Origin of the sequence: Flavobacterium cutihirudinis, from assembly GCF_003385895.1 — a bacterium.
GTDB classification, from domain to species: domain Bacteria; phylum Bacteroidota; class Bacteroidia; order Flavobacteriales; family Flavobacteriaceae; genus Flavobacterium; species Flavobacterium cutihirudinis.
The window spans coordinates 432,067-449,251 of the sequence record NZ_QRDQ01000008.1; the positions used below are offsets into that span (position 1 = coordinate 432,067).

The 17,185-nt window shown below is 34.0% G+C and carries 19 protein-coding genes; 11 read left to right on the forward strand and 8 right to left on the reverse strand.

Annotated features, from left to right (window positions below):
* Positions 1-313: 313 nt before the first annotated feature.
* Together BD847_RS07645 and BD847_RS07650 are read right to left on the reverse strand one after the other, a co-directional pair.
* On the reverse strand, positions 314-1,219 hold the full coding sequence (locus BD847_RS07645; protein ID WP_115887699.1) for an NAD(P)/FAD-dependent oxidoreductase: 906 nt from the start codon (positions 1,217-1,219) through the stop codon (positions 314-316).
* Between the two features lie 11 nt (positions 1,220-1,230).
* Positions 1,231-1,584 carry a MerC domain-containing protein gene (locus BD847_RS07650; protein WP_115887700.1) on the reverse strand — a complete coding sequence of 118 codons (354 nt, stop codon included), beginning with the start codon at positions 1,582-1,584 and terminating at the stop codon, positions 1,231-1,233.
* Positions 1,585-1,677: 93 nt separating this feature from the next.
* On the opposite strand from BD847_RS07650, the gene BD847_RS07655 reads away from it, so the two are divergent.
* From BD847_RS07655 to BD847_RS07665, 3 genes are all read left to right on the forward strand, one after another.
* Positions 1,678-2,070: a Fur family transcriptional regulator gene (locus tag BD847_RS07655; protein WP_115887701.1), complete on the forward strand. Its 393-nt coding sequence runs from the start codon at positions 1,678-1,680 to the stop codon at positions 2,068-2,070.
* Between the two features lie 74 nt (positions 2,071-2,144).
* Positions 2,145-4,013, forward strand: coding sequence for an Nramp family divalent metal transporter (locus BD847_RS07660; RefSeq protein ID WP_115887702.1), 1,869 nt, complete (start codon positions 2,145-2,147; stop codon positions 4,011-4,013).
* An 89-nt stretch (positions 4,014-4,102) separates the two neighbouring features.
* Positions 4,103-4,756: a metal-dependent transcriptional regulator gene (locus BD847_RS07665; protein ID WP_115887703.1), complete on the forward strand. Its 654-nt coding sequence runs from the start codon at positions 4,103-4,105 to the stop codon at positions 4,754-4,756.
* Positions 4,757-4,905: 149 nt separating this feature from the next.
* Here the strand turns inward: BD847_RS07665 and BD847_RS07670 are convergent, their stop codons facing one another.
* The 6 genes from BD847_RS07670 to BD847_RS07695 all read right to left on the reverse strand — a co-directional run bounded on the left by BD847_RS07670 (position 4,906) and on the right by BD847_RS07695 (position 10,615).
* A complete protein-coding gene (locus BD847_RS07670) occupies positions 4,906-5,304 on the reverse strand; it encodes a hypothetical protein (RefSeq protein WP_115887704.1) in 399 nt (132 codons plus the stop codon).
* Positions 5,305-5,391: 87 nt separating this feature from the next.
* A complete protein-coding gene (locus tag BD847_RS07675; RefSeq protein WP_115887705.1) occupies positions 5,392-6,174 on the reverse strand; it encodes an enoyl-CoA hydratase/isomerase family protein in 783 nt (260 codons plus the stop codon).
* Between the two features lie 10 nt (positions 6,175-6,184).
* Positions 6,185-7,600, reverse strand: a complete 1,416-nt coding sequence (locus BD847_RS07680; RefSeq protein WP_115887706.1) for a sensor histidine kinase — start codon at positions 7,598-7,600, stop codon at positions 6,185-6,187.
* Positions 7,601-7,832: 232 nt separating this feature from the next.
* Positions 7,833-8,381 (reverse strand): CopD family protein, encoded by a 549-nt coding sequence (locus BD847_RS07685; RefSeq protein WP_115887707.1) that lies wholly within the window; start codon positions 8,379-8,381, stop codon positions 7,833-7,835.
* 85 nt (positions 8,382-8,466) lie between these two features.
* Positions 8,467-9,486 carry a ferrochelatase gene (hemH, locus tag BD847_RS07690; RefSeq protein ID WP_115887708.1) on the reverse strand — a complete coding sequence of 340 codons (1,020 nt, stop codon included), beginning with the start codon at positions 9,484-9,486 and terminating at the stop codon, positions 8,467-8,469.
* A 256-nt stretch (positions 9,487-9,742) separates the two neighbouring features.
* Positions 9,743-10,615 (reverse strand): helix-turn-helix domain-containing protein, encoded by an 873-nt coding sequence (locus BD847_RS07695; protein WP_115887709.1) that lies wholly within the window; start codon positions 10,613-10,615, stop codon positions 9,743-9,745.
* 226 nt (positions 10,616-10,841) lie between these two features.
* Between BD847_RS07695 and hemA the strand changes: the two genes are divergently transcribed.
* From hemA to BD847_RS07735, 8 genes are all read left to right on the forward strand, one after another.
* Positions 10,842-12,092: a glutamyl-tRNA reductase gene (hemA, locus tag BD847_RS07700; RefSeq protein ID WP_115887710.1), complete on the forward strand. Its 1,251-nt coding sequence runs from the start codon at positions 10,842-10,844 to the stop codon at positions 12,090-12,092.
* Positions 12,093-12,246: 154 nt separating this feature from the next.
* On the forward strand, positions 12,247-12,651 hold the full coding sequence (locus BD847_RS07705) for a GxxExxY protein (RefSeq protein WP_115887711.1): 405 nt from the start codon (positions 12,247-12,249) through the stop codon (positions 12,649-12,651).
* Between the two features lie 95 nt (positions 12,652-12,746).
* A complete protein-coding gene (gene hemC / locus BD847_RS07710; protein WP_115887712.1) occupies positions 12,747-13,670 on the forward strand; it encodes a hydroxymethylbilane synthase in 924 nt (307 codons plus the stop codon).
* Positions 13,670-14,335, forward strand: a complete 666-nt coding sequence (locus BD847_RS07715; RefSeq protein ID WP_115887713.1) for a uroporphyrinogen-III synthase — start codon at positions 13,670-13,672, stop codon at positions 14,333-14,335. Before hemC ends, BD847_RS07715 begins: the two co-directional genes overlap by 1 nt.
* A gap of 105 nt (positions 14,336-14,440) precedes the next feature.
* Positions 14,441-15,466 carry a uroporphyrinogen decarboxylase gene (gene hemE, locus BD847_RS07720; protein ID WP_115887714.1) on the forward strand — a complete coding sequence of 342 codons (1,026 nt, stop codon included), beginning with the start codon at positions 14,441-14,443 and terminating at the stop codon, positions 15,464-15,466.
* A gap of 105 nt (positions 15,467-15,571) precedes the next feature.
* Positions 15,572-16,123 carry a transposase gene (locus tag BD847_RS07725; RefSeq protein WP_115887715.1) on the forward strand — a complete coding sequence of 184 codons (552 nt, stop codon included), beginning with the start codon at positions 15,572-15,574 and terminating at the stop codon, positions 16,121-16,123.
* A gap of 117 nt (positions 16,124-16,240) precedes the next feature.
* The gene (locus tag BD847_RS07730) at positions 16,241-16,624 is read left to right on the forward strand and encodes a hypothetical protein (RefSeq protein WP_115887716.1); all 384 of its coding nucleotides are present in this window, start codon (positions 16,241-16,243) and stop codon (positions 16,622-16,624) included.
* Positions 16,621-17,169 carry a GNAT family N-acetyltransferase gene (locus BD847_RS07735; RefSeq protein WP_115887717.1) on the forward strand — a complete coding sequence of 183 codons (549 nt, stop codon included), beginning with the start codon at positions 16,621-16,623 and terminating at the stop codon, positions 17,167-17,169. The genes BD847_RS07730 and BD847_RS07735 overlap by 4 nt, the downstream gene beginning before the upstream one ends.
* Positions 17,170-17,185 lie beyond the last annotated feature (16 nt).

The window sequence follows — 17,185 nt, forward strand, 5'->3', positions numbered from 1 at the left end:
TTAAATTTAGACAAAACTAAAAATTAAATTTGACAAATATTGTTTCTATTTGCATTAATTTTAAACGGATTGAATTCAATGTGTTAGATTTTTGTTTTTTAAGATCTAAAACAAAATAAGTTGAATAGCGTCCAGCTTTAGCTGGATGTTAACATAAATCAAACAGAAGGGCTTTAGCCGAATATATAAAGTTTGGCTAAAGCCTTTTTTCAATTCGAATCTTATTCCCCTAGCTGAAGCTAGGGGCTATTAAAATCAAAATGATGAATTTCACAAACCCGACAGGTTTTAAAAACCTGTCGGGTTTAAAATATCAAAAATCTTCATCAATAAGATCTTTATTAATAACCGCTCCGGCGAAAGAACCGGTAGAAACCGCAATAGCTACAGATCGCATTTGCGTTGTGCAATCTCCGCTGGCATAAATTCCAGGAATATTTGTTTTTTGCATGGCATCGACTTTTACTAAACCTTGCTCGTTTATATCGCAACCTAAATCCGCTGGCAATGAACAATGCTGTTCAAATGGCGGTCTTGCATAAATGGCTTTTACTTCAACTTTTTCCTGATTTTTGAAAACAATATTAGAAATATATCCGTCTTTATGTTCAAACGAATCTATTTCTTCTTCAAAAATTGAAATTCCTTTCTCCTTCAGAATTTGAGTTTGTTCCAAAGTCAAAGCTGATTTTCCATTCGTGCATAATCTCAAGTCTTTTGTCCAATTTGAAATTAGTTTTGAATATTCAAAAGCCATTTCGCCATTTGCAATAATCGCTGTTTTTTCATTTTTCACTTCATAACCATGACAATACGGACAATGCAAAACCGAAATTCCCCAACATTCTGCAAAACCTTTTATCTCTGGAAGCAAATCTTTGACGCCACTTGCGAACAAGATTTTTCTGGAAGTGAAAACTTCACCTGATTCCGTCGAAACTTCAAATCCGTTTTCAATTTTTTGCATTCGTATTGCAAGTCCATTGTAGAACTGAACCGTTTTATAAAGCTCAACTTGTAATTTGGCTTTCGCCGAAATAACAACGGGCTTTTCCCCATCTTGGGTAATAAAATTATGTGAATGCGGTGTCTGCCTGTTGCAAGGCAAACCGCTGTCGATAACCAAAACCTGACGAAGGGAACGTCCTAAACTCATAGAAGCTGAAAGTCCGCTGTAGCTTCCGCCAATGATAATCACATCAAAATCTTTCTGTTTCATACTGTTATTTTTTAATGATTTTCTTTTTTGTGCAATTTATAATTCAGTAAATGACCAATGATCATTCCGATTCCGCCCAAATAAATTAGATCAAGATGTATTTTAAATATTATTTCACTCAAAATACTGATCCAAATTAAACCCATCGAAACAACTAAAATTGACGACACCAAAAGCGATGATTTTTTCATAATTTTGATTATTGCAAATAAACCAAAAGAAGCAAAAATCAAATCGATTATTGGATTATGAATTAGTCCTAAAGGAAGAATCGTGAGAACAGGAAAAATCAAACAATGAACGAGGCAAAATGTCGCGCTTGAAATTCCTAAAATATCGTAAAAAGATGTTGTTGTTTTCTTCATATTTTGTAGATTTGCTTAATGCAATTTAGTTGCAAATATATCATAATTTTATTATTTGCAACAATGTTGCGATAAAATTTTTAATTTTAAAAAATGAAAACTACACGGAACACCACAGCAAAAACGGCCGTTTTAGAGGTTTTTGAGAAATCCAAAACCGCATTATCACACGCCGAAATTCAAAAACAATTGAACGACGTATGCGATCGCGTCACCATTTATAGAATCCTCGACCGTTTGGTTAACGACGATATAGTACACAAAATTTCGAACCTTGACGGAACGGTAAAATATGCAAAATGCAATCATTCTCATCAGCGTGTTCACATACATAATCATGCTCATTTTAGTTGCGAAAACTGCCATGAAATTACTTGTCTTGATACTGTAAAACCAAGTTATATTATGCCTCATAATTATAAAGTAAACGAGATAAATTTTACTTTATCAGGATTATGTCCAAAATGTTTGAATTCTAACATCTAAGTTTTAGACTCGCCTAAAAATATTGTTATACGAATATAATTTTTACATATATTTGTTAAAATAACAATTGCAAAATGACCAAATCTTTAGAAGAAGTAAACCAATCGGTTGCTACGGAGCATAAAAAAACAGGATTCAGGAAAATATTAGCCTTTTTAGGTCCCGCATATTTAGTTAGCGTTGGTTATATGGATCCTGGAAACTGGGCAACAGATATCGCCGGCGGAAGTCAGTTTGGATACACACTTGTCTGGGTTTTATTGATGAGTAACTTAATGGCTTTGCTTTTGCAGAGTCTAAGTGCAAGACTTGGAATCGTAACACAGCGCGATTTGGCGCAAGCTTCGAGAGAAACTTATTCGAAATTCATCAACTACATTTTATACTTTTTGGCAGAAATTGCCATCGCCGCCTGTGATCTCGCCGAAGTTCTCGGAATGGCAATCGGAATTAATCTTTTATTTGGAATTCCATTGCTTGAAGGTGTTTTAATTACTGTTCTTGACACTTTCCTCCTATTATTCCTGATCAATAAAGGTATTCGCAAAATGGAAGCGTTTATAATTGTTTTGGTCGCAATTATTGGCTTTTCTTTTATTTTCGAAATGATTTTTGCACAACCTGAAGTTCCAAAAATCCTAGCCGGACTTATACCGTCTATTCCAAATTCGGCTGCTTTATATATTGCAATCGGAATTATTGGCGCAACGGTAATGCCTCACAATCTGTATTTGCATTCCTCTTTGGTGCAAACCAGAAAATTTGACCGAACGCCAGCCGGAATCAAGCAAGCTCTAAAATATAACCTCATCGATTCTACAATCGCGTTGAATCTCGCTTTCTTCGTAAATGCTGCAATCTTAATCCTCGCTGCAGCAACATTTCACAAAAACGGAATGTTTGAAGTTGCTGAAATTCAAGATGCACATCAATTTCTAGAACCTTTATTAGGAACCAAATGGGCGCCAATATTATTTGCCGTTGCCTTAATCGCTGCCGGGCAAAGTTCAACTGTTACGGGAACTTTAGCCGGACAAATCGTAATGGAAGGCTATTTGCATTTACGCATTCAACCTTGGGTTCGTCGAATTATTACACGTTTAATCGCAATTGTTCCTGCTTTGATCGTAATCTACATTTATGGCGAAAGCGTTACAGGAAAATTACTGATTTTGAGTCAGGTCGTTTTAAGTCTCCAATTAGGATTTGCCATTATTCCGCTGATTCATTTTGTTAGTGATAAATCAAAAATGAATGGTTTTCATATTTCCAAAACTACTCAAGTCGTTTCCTGGATTATTGCTTCGATCATTGTTTCGCTAAATGCAAAATTAGTTTACGATGAAATTACATCTTGGCTTCAAAACTCAAGCAACCCGACTGTGCTGTGGTTTACAGTCGTTCCGCTTGCTTTTGCATTCGCAGGATTATTGCTGTACATTGTGTTTAAACCTTTTATTACAAAAGCCAAATCAAAAACCATCAATCATTCACCGCATAATTTAAAACTTCAGTTTACACCAAAAGAAAGCCAAAGTATTAAAAACATAGCGGTTTCTGTGGATTTCTCCAAAGCTGACGAAGCAGCGCTAAACAAAGCTTTTGAATTAGGAGGAAGCAATACACAATACACATTGATTCACATTGTTGAAACGGTTGGCGCATTAATGTACGGTGTTAACATTCACGATCATGAAACAACAATCGACGAAAAATTGCTTTTAGAATATCAAAATATGCTTTCAGAAAAGGGATTCAAAATCAAAACTGAACTTGGTTTTGGAAAACCCAACAAAGTAATTCCGAAAATTATAAACGAAGGAAATTTTGACATTTTAGTTATGGGAACCCACGGCCACACTGGATTAAAAGATATTCTTTTTGGCACAACGGTAGATAAATTGAGACATAAAATTTCAATACCTTTGTTGATTGTTAAATAAAAAAGGCTCAAAGATTCAAAGTAACAAAGGGACAAAGGTTTTCTACTTTGAACCTTTGTCTGCAACTTTGTCCCTAAAAAAAGAAAAAAATGACTTTCTCAGAAGAAAACTACCTAAAATCTATATATCACCTAACGGCTTCTTTGGAAACCGAGGTGAGTACCAATGCTATTGCTGAAGTGATGGAAACCAAAGCTTCATCGGTTACTGATATGCTTAAAAAGCTCGCAGAAAAGGATTTAGTAAATTATAAAAAATACCAAGGTGTTTCGTTAACCGAAAACGGAAAACTTGCCGCCAAGATGATTGTTAGAAAACATCGTTTATGGGAAGTGTTTTTAGTGGAAAAACTAAATTTCAGCTGGGATGAGGTTCATGAAATTGCCGAACAATTGGAACACATCAAATCAGAACAATTGATTAATCGTTTGGATGATTTTCTGGGAAATCCTACTGAAGATCCGCATGGTGACCCAATTCCGGATGCAAATGGCCGAATTATAAAAATTGAAAAACAGCTTTTATCAGAATTAGAAGAAAACCAAACTGGCGTTTGTGTTGGCGTGAAGGACACTTCTTCAGAATTCTTGAAATATTTAGACAAACAAGGAATTGCTTTGGGTTCTAAAATCGAATTTCTTTCTAAAGAATCCTTTGATTTATCGATAAAAATTAAGGTTGATGGAAGGGAATTATCAATTTCGAATAAAATTGCTTCTAATTTGTTTGTGAAGCTGGTTTAGGGTTATTTCGCCGAGATTCGCAAAGAATTTCGCAAAGGTTCACAAAGATTTATTCATTTGTCAGGCTGAGCGGAGTCGAAGCCGTGCAAAGTGATTCAGCAAACGGGGCTTCGACTCCGCTCAGCCTGACAAAGCTAATAATATGGTTATTAAACAATCCCCTTTTCAATCATCTCCAACATAACCGGCGATGCATTTTTAAATGTTGGCGGTTGCTCAATAATACTTCCGGCGTTCTTTTTATTTACTTTGAAAGTAACATCGTTATCTGTAGTAAACAAAAGCGCTGTCAAAAACGGATTTTTAATATAAGTTCCCAAAACCAATAAAGCTTCATCTAAAGTATGAATGCTTTCGATTTCTTCGGTTTTGTAACGAGTTGTTAATGAAATAGAAAACGAATTATCTTCATTCAGAACCAGTCTGAAATAGATGTTTTTGATTTCGTTGTCGCCCATTGTTTTTGCCAAAGTCAGTTTTGCGAAAGTTCCGGCTTGGATACTTTCTTTAACTCGTTCACAAAAAAGGGCAAATATTGGTTCGTACATTTTTTTAAGATTCTAAATTGCTGAGATACTAAGGTTCTAAGTTTTAATTTCTTTGTGGAAACTTAGCCAAACTCTGCAGTATAATTATTATTTCCCTGTAAATTCAGCTTTACGTTTTTCTAAGAATGCTGTTGTTCCTTCTTTAAAATCTTGTGTTCCAAAGCATTTTCCGAACGATTTTATCTCAGTATCAAATCCGTTTTTACCGTCTTCATAATTTGCATTGATTGCTTTTATCGCTTTTGCTATTGCAAATGGAGCGTTTTTAATGATTTTTTGAGCAATAACTGTCGTAAATGATAAAAGTTCAGCTTGAGGCACAACATGATTTACTAAACCGTATTGTTTGGCTTCTTCTGCAGAAATCATCGCTGCTGTCATGATCATTTCCATTGCACGGCCTTTTCCAACTAATTGCGGCAAACGCTGTGTACCTCCGTAACCAGGAATTAATCCTAAAGTAACTTCTGGTAATCCCATTTTTGCATTGTCTGAAGCCACTCTAAAGTGACACGCCATTGCCAATTCTAATCCGCCTCCAAGAGCGAAACCATTAACTGCTGCAATTACAGGTTTTTTAAGATTTTCGATAAAATCGAATAAAATTTCCTGACCTTCTGCAGCTAATTGCGCACCTTCAACAATCGTATAATTTGCAAATTCCGAAATATCGGCTCCAGCAACAAAAGCTTTTTCTCCGCTTCCGGTTAAAATTATAGCGCGAACTTCCTCGTTTTTGCTTAATAATTTGATCGCTTTACTCAAATCGCTAATTGTTTCCTTATTTAAAGCATTCAATTTAGCCGGTCTGTTAATTGTAATTGTTGCAATTCGCTCTTCTATCGCAATTAAAATATTTTCGTAATTCATGACGCTGATTTTATGAGTTTGTAATAGGCAAAGAAACTCTAAATGTAGTTCCTTTTCCGTATGTTGATTCAAAGGTAATTGTTCCTTTGTAATTTTCTATAATGTTTTTGATAATTCCGAGTCCAAGTCCCATTCCACTTGTTTTTGTGGTAAATTTTGGCTCGAAAATTCGGCTAATATCTTGTTTTTGAATTCCGATTCCGTTGTCTTTTACAGCAATTTCAACATTATTGTTTCGTCTTTTTACCGTAACAATTATTGATTTTTGAAACTGACTTTCAGGAATGGCTTGTGTTGCATTTTTAACCAAGTTGGTAATAACGCGGATTAACTGCGTACGATCCATTTTGGAGATAATTTCTTCCTCTTCTTTTTCAAAAACAATATAATCTTCATTGAAAATATCCAAAGCCAATTCGACAACTTCAACAACATTCAACGTTTCGTTTTGCTGTGCCGGCATCGAAGCAAAGTTCGAAAATGCTGAAGCTACTGCGGTCATGGTGTCAATCTGCTGAATTAAAGTCTCTGAATAATCATTCATTTTCTGTTTGACATCTGGAGCTGAAGGATCAAACTTTCGTTGAAAACTCTGAACGGTCAAACGCATCGGCGTAAGCGGATTTTTAATTTCATGCGCGACTTGTTTCGCCATTTCGCGCCAGGCTTCTTCACGTTCGCTTTGCGCTAATTTTATGGCACTCGTTTCCAGTTTGTCGACCATTCCGTTATAGGCTTTTATAAGGAAGTTCACTTCTTTACTGTTGGCTTCTAAAACAATTTTTTCATTTTTCTGATCCAAATTGGTTTCTTCCAAACGATCAGAAATGGTTTTCAGCGATTTTGTAATATAAGTCGAAAGGAAATAAGCCAATCCAAAAGCCACAATCAACATAAAAGAATATACCTGACTTAAACGAATTAAAAAGGTATTCAACTCATTGTCATAATATCCGTCATCTTCTAGATAAGGAAGATTTAGAATTCCGAGTGGTTTGAATTTCTCATCTTTAATTAAACTATAAGATGATCTGTTTTTTACCCCATCGATGGTTTTAATATCAACAAAACGCTTTTCGATAGAAGAACGGACTAACTTCAGAATATATTCCGGAATTGGTGGCGGTGCTTTATCAACAGCAAAAGACTCTTTTGAGGATTTTAAAAGTTTTCCGTCAAGGCTGTAAATGTTGATTTCAATTTTGTGAATCTGAGCTAGTTCGTGGATTTTATCTTTAAAAATCAAATCCAGATTTTGAGTTTTAAGCGGATAAGTCGTAGTTGAAAGCACATAATTGATGTGTTCTTTAACCGCATTTTCTTTTCGTTCTAAACGTTCTTGATGATATTCTTTGGCCTCGGTTTTAAACTGAATAATCGAAATCGAAGCCAATAAAAAAGATGCCACAACAATCAATACAATCATCGACAGGAAAATCCTGGTACGAAGAGAAAGCATTGTCATTTTGAAGTTGTTAAACATAGTTTTATTTTTTGCCACGAATTACACGAATTTACGCTAATTTTTATTTTAGCCACAGATTAAAAAGATTTTAATGATTTTTAAGCTTTGTGTATAATCCCATTAATCATTTTAATCTGTGGCAAAAAGTATAAAAATAAATTCGTGCTAATTTGTGTAATTTGTGGCAAACTTTTTATTTTTTTTCTCGTATGCGCTTGTAAAAACGGAATCCCAACATTATTAAAACCGAAAATAAAACTATTCCGATTACGCCGAAAATCCAGTTGATAGCACTTTTTAAAACTACTAAAAAGACAACGGCAAACAGAATAATCGTTGCGCCTTCATTCCATAAACGCATAAAATTATTGGAATATTTTACCTCATCGTTTTGCAATTGTTTAAAAATCTGATGGCATTTTCCGTGATATAAATATAAAAGAAAAACGAAACATAATTTTACATGCATCCACGGCATTTGTATCCAAATATGACCGGCTTCTGTAAAAAACAGCATCCAAAAAGCAAAAATACTTGCCAAAACCGCCGACGGCCACGTAATAATATACCACAAACGATAGGCCATTATTTTGTATTGCGCCTGCAGAATTTCTTTTTCCGGCGAAGGTTTTTCATTGGCTTCAATTTGGTACACAAACAAACGCACAATATAAAACAAACCTGCAAACCAAGTGATTACAAATATTAAATGCAGTGATTTTAGATAGTTATAGTATTCCATTATTTTTTGTTTCAGGTTTCAGGTTTCAAGTTTCAAGTTAATCAACTTTTGAGAAAAACTTTAAACTTTAAACCTGAAACAAATTTTACTTAGCCCAATCATTAATCCAGTTAGAAACCGTTTGACACCACTCATCATCATCATTCAAACACGGAATTGCCAAGAATTCTTCGCCTCCGTTTGCTTCAAAATCTTCTTTGGCGCGCATCGCGATTTCCTCTAAAGTTTCTAAACAATCTGTAACGAAAGCTGGAGTTACAACCGCAATTTTCTTGATTCCTCTTGAAGGCATTTTGTCGATTTCAACATCTGTGTAAGGCTCTAGCCATTTGTCGCCCGCCAATCTTGATTGGAAAGTCACACAATATTTGTCTTTTGGAATTCCTAATTGTTCTACAACCAAACGCGTTGTTTCGTAACAATGTGTTCTGTAGCAGAATTCCGCTTCTGGAGTTCCTACTTCGCAACACATTTCATTGGTTGTAAACTTTTTATGTGATTTTGTTTTATCGGTTTTACGAACGTGACGTTCTGGAATTCCGTGGTATGAAAACACCAATTGATCATAATCGAAATCACGCAAATGTGTTTTAATTGAATCGGCTACATTTTTAATGTAATCCGGTTTGTTGTAAAACGCCGGAACATCAGAGAATTTCATGTGAGGAAATTTCGCTTTACGGATTTCTTCTGCCAAAACTAAAATCGTCAATGTAGAAGCCATCGCATATTGCGGATAAAGCGGGAAAAGTAAAACTTCAGTAACGCCTTGATCGTGCAGTTTCTGTAAACCTTTTTCGATTGTCATTGATCCGTAACGCATCGCCAATTCAACTGGAACATTGGCTAAAGGCTGTACTTTTTTGTGCATTCTTTCAGAAAGAACGATTAACGGAGAACCTTCTTTCCACCAAATTTTCGCGTAAGCGTGCGCTGATTCTTCTGGTCTTTTTCTTAAAATAATTCCACGAACTAATAATGCTCTCAATAAATACGGAACGTCGATCACGTATTTATCCATTAAAAATTCATCTAAGTAAGGTTTTACATCTTTTGGAGTTGGACTATCTGGAGATCCTAAGTTTATTAATAATACGCCTTTCATTATTTTTTTTGCTTTAGGCTTTAAGCGCTAGGCTTTAAGCTTTTTATTTGTTTTTAAAAATTTCGTCAAAAGTATTCTATTGAACTTTTTAGAAATATGATAATTATTACTTTTTAATTATTGTTGAATATTCAAAATCGATTTGAACAATTCGTGAAATTTTTCACGCAGATCTAAACAGATTAGAGCAGATGTTGCAGATTAATTCGTGAATTGCTTCGCCTGTTCGCTATCGCTCGGGTCGTGGCGAAAAAACTTAAACATTCGCATTAATCGACATTAAATACTTCTTTGGAGTTGTGGCAAACTTTTTCTTAAACGCCGCGATGAAATGACTTCCAGTACTATAGCCAATTTTAAGCCCAACTTCGTTTACATTATAAGAACCGCTGTCTAATAATTTTCTTGCGAAATCCATTTTGTAATCGAAAAGGAAACCGTAAACCGTATCGCCGTAAATTTGTTTGAAACCCATTTTTAGTTTCTTCAAATTCAAACCAATTTCATCTGCCAATTCTTGTAATCCTGGCGGTTCGGCCATATTAGCGATAATGATCTCTTTTGCTTTTCTGATTTTCAGCACGTTATCTTCATCAATCAAAAACGGACATTGTTCTGCGTTTGGATCTTCGGTTCTATTAAAATACAGACTCAATAATTCGTATCCTTTTCCTTTGTAATAAAGGTTTTTAATAGACGGATGAAGATTATAATGGAATAACTGACTAAGTACAATTGCCATTGACGGACTTATATTTCCTTCGTTATAATACTTTTTATCCTTATTATCAGGACTTAAAAACGTAATATAATCTGCTTCCGCAGAAAACAACGCGTGAAATTTTTTGATGGAAACAATTACCGAAATCACCCACGAGTTTGGAGCCAATTCTAAATTAAGCGGTAATTCTTTCTGTGGATTATACAAAAGCAACGATTTTTCCTCTTTCAAATCCAAAGCATAAGAACCTTGATTGAATAAGAATTTCGCATTGCCTTTTATCCCGAAGTGAAACTGTATCAGTCCAGTACCTATTTCATGCTGTGCAGAAAAAGGCTCTAAACTATCATTTTGAAAACGGATCAGCGTAAAGTCGTCTTCAATTTTTATAACTTCTTGAGAACTCATAGCGATATTTTTTTTTTACAAAAATCAAAACAAGTTTAAAATGTTATTTAGAATCACTCTAAACTAATCACTTGAAATGAGCTGATTTTGCTACAAAAATAGTCCTTTTTACTCAAAAACACCCATTTAGGTTCAAAAAAACATACAGCGATATAAAAAGTACTTTTAGCGTTATTTTTATCAATGGTATAGTAATAATTTTGTTGCACTTTATGAAAGTGAATTTATGGAAAACAATAATGTACCGAAACACCTTTATTTTTACTCAGTTGGTCTGAGTTATAAAAAAGCTGATGCTGAGGTCAGAGGTCAATTTAGTTTGGATGCAGTTGCGAAAACGCGTTTGCTGGAACAGGCTAAAAACGATGGAATAGAAAGTTTAATAGTTACTTCAACTTGCAACAGAACTGAAATCTACGGTTTTGCTGAACATCCATTTCAATTAATAAAACTTATCTGCGACAACAGCAACGGTTCTGTTGACGCTTTTCAAAGAGTTGGTTTCGTTTACAAAAATCAAGAAGCAATAAATCATTTATTTCGTGTAGGAACTGGTTTAGACAGTCAGATTCTGGGCGATTTTGAAATTATATCTCAAATCAAAACTAGTTTTGTTCATTCAAAATCAATGGGATTAGCTAATAATTTCATGGAAAGATTGGTGAATGCGGTGATTCAGGCAAGCAAAAGAATTAAAAATGAAACGGAGATCAGCTCTGGTGCTACTTCGGTTTCTTTTGCATCGGTACAATATATTTTGAAGAATGTTGAAGATATCAGCAACAAAAATATTTTGCTTTTCGGAACTGGAAAAATCGGAAGAAATACTTGTGAGAATTTAGTAAAACATACTAAAAACGAGCATATTACTTTAATAAACAGAACGAAAGACAAGGCTGAGAAATTGGCCGGAAAATTAAATCTTATTGTTAAAGATTATTCTGAATTACATTTAGAACTTCAAAAAGCGGATGTTGTGGTTGTGGCAACAGGCGCGCAAAACCCAACAGTTGACAAAGCGATTTTGAATCTTAAAAAACCTTTGTTGATTCTGGATTTGTCTATTCCTAAAAACGTTCATGAAAATGTTGAGGATTTAGAAGGCGTAACGTTGATCCACATGGATTATTTGTCTCAATTGACAGATGAAACTTTGGAAAACAGAAAATTACACATTCCGGCAGCGGAAGCAATTATCGAAGAAATCAAAGAAGAATTTGTAATCTGGATGAAAGGCCGAAAATTTGCCCCAACAATTAACGCCTTAAAAGAAAAACTAAACGCTATTAAGAACTCGGAATTAGATTTTCAAAGCAAAAAAATCGCTGATTTTAATGAAGAACAAGCTGAAATCATCAGCAACAGAATCATCCAAAAAATCACTACACATTTCGCAAATCATTTAAAAGACGACGACACCATGGTCGATGAAAGCATCGAATGGATCGAAAAAGTCTTCAAAATAAAAGCATCTTAGTTTTTAATTTAAACCATTAAGATATTAAGGAAATTAAGACCAATCTTTGTCAAGAGAATTAAGCCACGCTGTAATACAAAGCTTAATAATCTTAAAATTCACCGCAAAAGCTTAATTCTCTTAATGCCCTTAATGGTAAAAAGCAAAAAGTTCTATGACAAAAAAAGAGGTTACGCAATTGGCTTATGAAATTACAGGTTTTGCTATAAAAGTGCACAAAGCTTTGGGACCTGGGCTTTTAGAAAGCATATATGAGAAGTGCCTCAAATATGAATTAGAACAAAACGGATATGATGTAAAACAACAATTATCTGTTAAAATTGATTATTACGATCTTGAATTTGAATCTGATTTAAGAATAGATCTATTGGTTAATGATTGTGTCGTTGTTGAATTAAAAGCTATTGAAAATCTTTTGCCAATTCACGAAGCACAATTATTGACATATATGAAATTATTACAAAGACCTCAAGGACTATTAATAAATTTCAACACAACAAACATTACAAAATCAATGAAACCTCTTGTAAATGATCATTTCGCAAGATTAATAGATTAAATTTAAACCCTTAAGATATTAAGAAAGTTAAGCTTAATTTTCTTGACAAAGATTGACTTAATTCTCTTAATGCCCTTAATGGTAAAAAACAAAAAATGGCTGAAAAAACAATCAGAATAGGAACGCGCGATAGCGAATTAGCACTTTGGCAGGCACATACTGTCGAAAAACAACTGAACGATTTAGGTTATAAAACTTCAATTGTTGCCGTTAAATCTCAAGGTGATATTATTCTGGACAAACCTCTTTATGAATTAGGGATTACTGGAATTTTCACTAAAACGCTTGACATTGCAATGATCAACGGTGATATTGATATTGCCGTGCATTCGATGAAAGATGTTCCTACTGCTTTACCAAAAGGAATTGTTCAGGCAGCAGTTTTAGAAAGAGCCAATGTTTTAGACATTTTGGTTCATAAAGGAAACCACGATTTCACGAACCCAAGTACGATTGCGACAGGAAGTTTACGTCGTCAGGCACTTTGGTACAACAAATACCCAAATCATACTGTAGTTGATTTACGTGGAAACGTAAATACACGCATGCAGAAATTACAAGACAATAATTGGGACGGAGCTGTTTTTGCTGCTGCAGGTTTGGAGCGAATTAACTTAAAACCTGAAAATTACATTAATTTAGATTGGATGATTCCGGCGCCAGCACAAGGAGCAATGCTTGTTGTGGCGATGGAAGATGACAATTATACTTTAGATGCACTTTCGCAATTAAATCATATCGAAACTGAAATCTGTACTTACATCGAACGTCAGTTTTTACGAACTTTAGAAGGCGGTTGTACAGCACCAATTGGAGCTTTGGTTACTTATAATGAGGACGAAGATACACTTCATTTTCAAGGCGTTTTACTTTCTGTTGATGGAAAACAAAAACTGGAAATCAATAAAACCGTTGATATTTCAGAATGGAAAAAACTAGGTTTTCATTCGGCTCAGGAGATTTTGAATAATGGCGGAACTGAATTGATGGCAACTATTAAAGAATCTCTGAAAAAATAATGGCAAAATCAGTACAAATAGTATCCACTAAAATATTATCTCCTCTTCATAAGCAAGAACTAATGAAATATGGCGTCGAATTAATCGAAGCCGATTTCATTAAAACTGAAAACAAACCTTTCGAATTAAAAGACCTCAACGAAAGTTTGATTTTTACAAGTCAGAATGCTGTTCGAAGTGTTTTATCTGATCCAAAATCAGAAGAATTAAAAAAGAAAAACGTGTACTGCGTTGGTCTTAAAACCAAAACTTTATTGACAGATAATGGATTTAATGTTGTGGCTTATACTGGCTACGCTTCGGATTTAGCCGAAATCATCACTTTGATTTACGGAAACGACAGTTATACTTTTTTCAGCGGAAACCTCAGAAGAGACACTTTACCCGAAGCTTTAAAAGAAGCTGGAATTAAATTCAATGAAATTCAGGTTTACGAAACTACGCTTCAGCCACAGAAAATAAAAGCAAATCCTGAAGCGATTTTGTTCTTTAGTCCGTCTGGAGTTAAAAGTTATCTGAAACACAATACCATCAGTAAACAAATCTGTTTCTGCATTGGCGATACCACCGCAGAAGCTTTATCAAAAATTACAAAAAACATCATCATCGCAGATCAACCTACAATTGAAGACGTGATCGAAGATGTAATTCACGAATACAAATAATGTAAATGACCTCCTGCAAGGTTTTCAAAACCTTGTAGGTTTAAATATAAATCAACAACAATACCTACAAGGTTTTGAAAACCTTGCAGGAAAAACAAATAAGAGATGTTAAAAAACGACCTATTTTTAAGAGCATTAAAAGGAGAAACTGTTCAGCGTCCGCCGGTATGGATGATGCGTCAGGCAGGAAGATATTTACCTGAATTTAGAGAACTTCGTGATAAATATGATTTTTTTACGCGTTGTGAAACTCCTGAATTAGCTGCGGAAATTACAGTTCAGCCAATTCGTAGAATCGCTCCAGATGCTGCGATTTTATTCTCGGATATTTTGGTAGTGCCTCGTGCAATGGGAATTCACGTTGAATTGAAAGATAATTTGGGACCGATTATTCCAAATCCAATCCGTACAATGGAACAGGTGAATCAGGTTATTGTTCCAGATGTAAATGAAACTTTAGGTTACGTTTTTGATGCTGTGAAATTGACTAAGGAAATGTTGAATGATGAAGTTCCATTAATTGGTTTTGCAGGTTCGCCTTGGACAATTTTCTGTTATGCTGTTGAAGGAAAAGGCTCTAAAAGCTTTGATACAGCAAAAGGTTTCTGCTTTTCAAACCCAGTTGCAGCGCATACTTTATTGCAAAAAATCACAGATACAACTATTTTATACTTAAAGGAAAAAGTAAAATCGGGAGTGAATGCTGTTCAGATTTTTGATTCTTGGGGAGGAATGCTTTCTCCGGTTGATTATCAGGAATTTTCATGGAAATACATCAATCAGATTGTTGACGCTTTAGCGGATATTACGCCGGTTATTGTTTTCGGAAAAGGATGTTGGTTTGCGCTTGGCGAAATGGGTAAAAGTAAAGCTTCTGCATTAGGAGTTGACTGGACATGTTCAGCTAGAAATGCTCGTTATTTGTCTGGTGGAAATATTACTTTACAAGGGAATTTTGATCCGTCAAGATTGCTTTCTCCAATTCCGACTATCAAAAAAATGGTTCACGAAATGATCGACGAGTTCGGAAAAGATAAATATATTGTAAATTTAGGTCACGGAATTTTACCAAATATCCCTGTAGATCACGCCAAAGCGTTTATTGACGCGGTTAAGGAATACGGGAACTAGTATTCAGTCTCATTGGCATTCCTGCAAGGTTTTCAAAACCTTGTAGGTTTAAATTTGTTTTATATTTACAGTAAAAACTTACAGTAAATATAAAACAAATTAAAAATGAAACTTGAAGTATTGAAAAAAGATTATTATTATCATATTTATAATCGAGGAATTAATGGAACAAACATTTTTGAAAATGACGCTAATAAACTTTATTTCTTAAAGCAATTAGCTAAATATTTGGAGAATAAAATTTCCATTTTCGGTTATTGTTTGATGAACAATCATTTTCATTTGGTTATTCGGTTGAACACTGAAGAAAAAGAGGTTACACAAGCATTCTCAAATTTATTTAATTCTTACGCAAAAGCATTTAATAAACAAACCAACAGAACCGGAAGTTTATTCGAAAAGCATTTTAAAAGAATAAATTTAAAAGATGAAAATTATTTAAGACGACTGATTGTTTATGTTCATTTAAATCCAAGACATCATTTCGATATAGATTTTACAGATTTTAAGTTTTCATCTTATCAAGCTTTTTTATCAAATCGGGAAACAAAAGTAGAACGAGCTGAAGTTTTGACTTTATTTGGAGATTTAGAAAATTTCATCTTTTGTCATAATCAGAAAAATGAGTTTTTAAATGAAACTTATACTTTTGAGTAATTCAGGTCTGTCCTGCAAGGTTTTAAAAACCTTGTAGGTCTAAAACAAGATTACAATATTTAATATTTAACAACAATACCCACAAGGTTTTTAAAACCTTGCAGGAAATGAAACACAATGCTCAACAAAGGCCTAAGAGACGAAGAAAAAATTAGAATTGACAATGTCCTAAAAACATTGCGAACTCTTGTTTTTGTACCTTATCCTTTGACTTCTTTACAAAAAACTGATATTGAAAATCAACTAAAAGAATTCGGATTAAACATTGAAAGTTTAATTGATTACTCAAATGGCGATTTAATCGATTTCTTGATTCGTCTTTCTTTTGATTGGGAACAATTGGAACAATTTGCTGATATTCTAGTCGAATTTTCTAAAGCCGAAAACTATAATTTTGAAAATAAAGCTTTGGCCATTTATCAATATATCCAGCAAGAAAGCAAAGTTTTTTCTTTCGGAATCAATACTAAAATTGCTTCTCTAAAAACAAACAAAAAATGAGTTTTACAGATTGGAAAATAGACCGAATTGACCTTATTCTTCCCAACGAGTTTTATAAACTGATTGATAAGAATAGAAATCACATTGCAAAAACTTTTCCTGTAACACTTGCCAATTCTGATTCACCAGAAAAAGCAGAAAATTTTATCTCCTTTAATAAAGACAAAGAAAAAAATAGCGAAGGATATTATTTTTTCGCCCGAGAAATAATAACCAATAATCTAATTGGTTATTTATGCATAAAAACTATTGATTACCGCATTTCAAAATGTGAATTAGGCTATTTTATTGATGAAGATTTTCAAGGAAAAGGAATCACATCAAAAATGGTTTCTGATGCGCTTGAGTTTTGTTTCAATGAATTAAAGCTGAATAAAGTTTTCATCTGTACTTCAGAAATTAATCTGGCAAGCCAAAGAATCGCATTAAAACATAATTTCAAACAAGAAGGAATTTTAAGAGACGAATTTAGAAATGGCGACGGAACATTACAGAATACTGTTTATTTCGGATTGCTTAAATCAGAATACAATCACACTAACTAAAAGCTTGAAATAATTT

Bases quoted from the DNA above. Each gene is read 5' to 3' on its own strand.
- BD847_RS07645 (WP_115887699.1), bottom strand. From the start codon at position 1,219: ATGAAACAGAAAGATTTTGATGTGATTATCATTGGCGGAAGCTACAGC.
- BD847_RS07650 (WP_115887700.1), bottom strand. From the start codon at position 1,584: ATGAAGAAAACAACAACATCTTTTTACGATATTTTAGGAATTTCAAGC.
- BD847_RS07655 (WP_115887701.1), top strand. From the start codon at position 1,678: ATGAAAACTACACGGAACACCACAGCAAAAACGGCCGTTTTAGAGGTT.
- BD847_RS07660 (WP_115887702.1), top strand. From the start codon at position 2,145: ATGACCAAATCTTTAGAAGAAGTAAACCAATCGGTTGCTACGGAGCAT.
- BD847_RS07665 (WP_115887703.1), top strand. From the start codon at position 4,103: ATGACTTTCTCAGAAGAAAACTACCTAAAATCTATATATCACCTAACG.
- BD847_RS07670 (WP_115887704.1), bottom strand. From the start codon at position 5,304: ATGTACGAACCAATATTTGCCCTTTTTTGTGAACGAGTTAAAGAAAGT.
- BD847_RS07675 (WP_115887705.1), bottom strand. From the start codon at position 6,174: ATGAATTACGAAAATATTTTAATTGCGATAGAAGAGCGAATTGCAACA.
- BD847_RS07680 (WP_115887706.1), bottom strand. From the start codon at position 7,600: ATGATTGTATTGATTGTTGTGGCATCTTTTTTATTGGCTTCGATTTCG.
- BD847_RS07685 (WP_115887707.1), bottom strand. From the start codon at position 8,381: ATGGAATACTATAACTATCTAAAATCACTGCATTTAATATTTGTAATC.
- hemH (WP_115887708.1), bottom strand. From the start codon at position 9,486: ATGAAAGGCGTATTATTAATAAACTTAGGATCTCCAGATAGTCCAACT.
- BD847_RS07695 (WP_115887709.1), bottom strand. From the start codon at position 10,615: ATGAGTTCTCAAGAAGTTATAAAAATTGAAGACGACTTTACGCTGATC.
- hemA (WP_115887710.1), top strand. From the start codon at position 10,842: ATGGAAAACAATAATGTACCGAAACACCTTTATTTTTACTCAGTTGGT.
- BD847_RS07705 (WP_115887711.1), top strand. From the start codon at position 12,247: ATGACAAAAAAAGAGGTTACGCAATTGGCTTATGAAATTACAGGTTTT.
- hemC (WP_115887712.1), top strand. From the start codon at position 12,747: ATGGCTGAAAAAACAATCAGAATAGGAACGCGCGATAGCGAATTAGCA.
- BD847_RS07715 (WP_115887713.1), top strand. From the start codon at position 13,670: ATGGCAAAATCAGTACAAATAGTATCCACTAAAATATTATCTCCTCTT.
- hemE (WP_115887714.1), top strand. From the start codon at position 14,441: ATGTTAAAAAACGACCTATTTTTAAGAGCATTAAAAGGAGAAACTGTT.
- BD847_RS07725 (WP_115887715.1), top strand. From the start codon at position 15,572: ATGAAACTTGAAGTATTGAAAAAAGATTATTATTATCATATTTATAAT.
- BD847_RS07730 (WP_115887716.1), top strand. From the start codon at position 16,241: ATGCTCAACAAAGGCCTAAGAGACGAAGAAAAAATTAGAATTGACAAT.
- BD847_RS07735 (WP_115887717.1), top strand. From the start codon at position 16,621: ATGAGTTTTACAGATTGGAAAATAGACCGAATTGACCTTATTCTTCCC.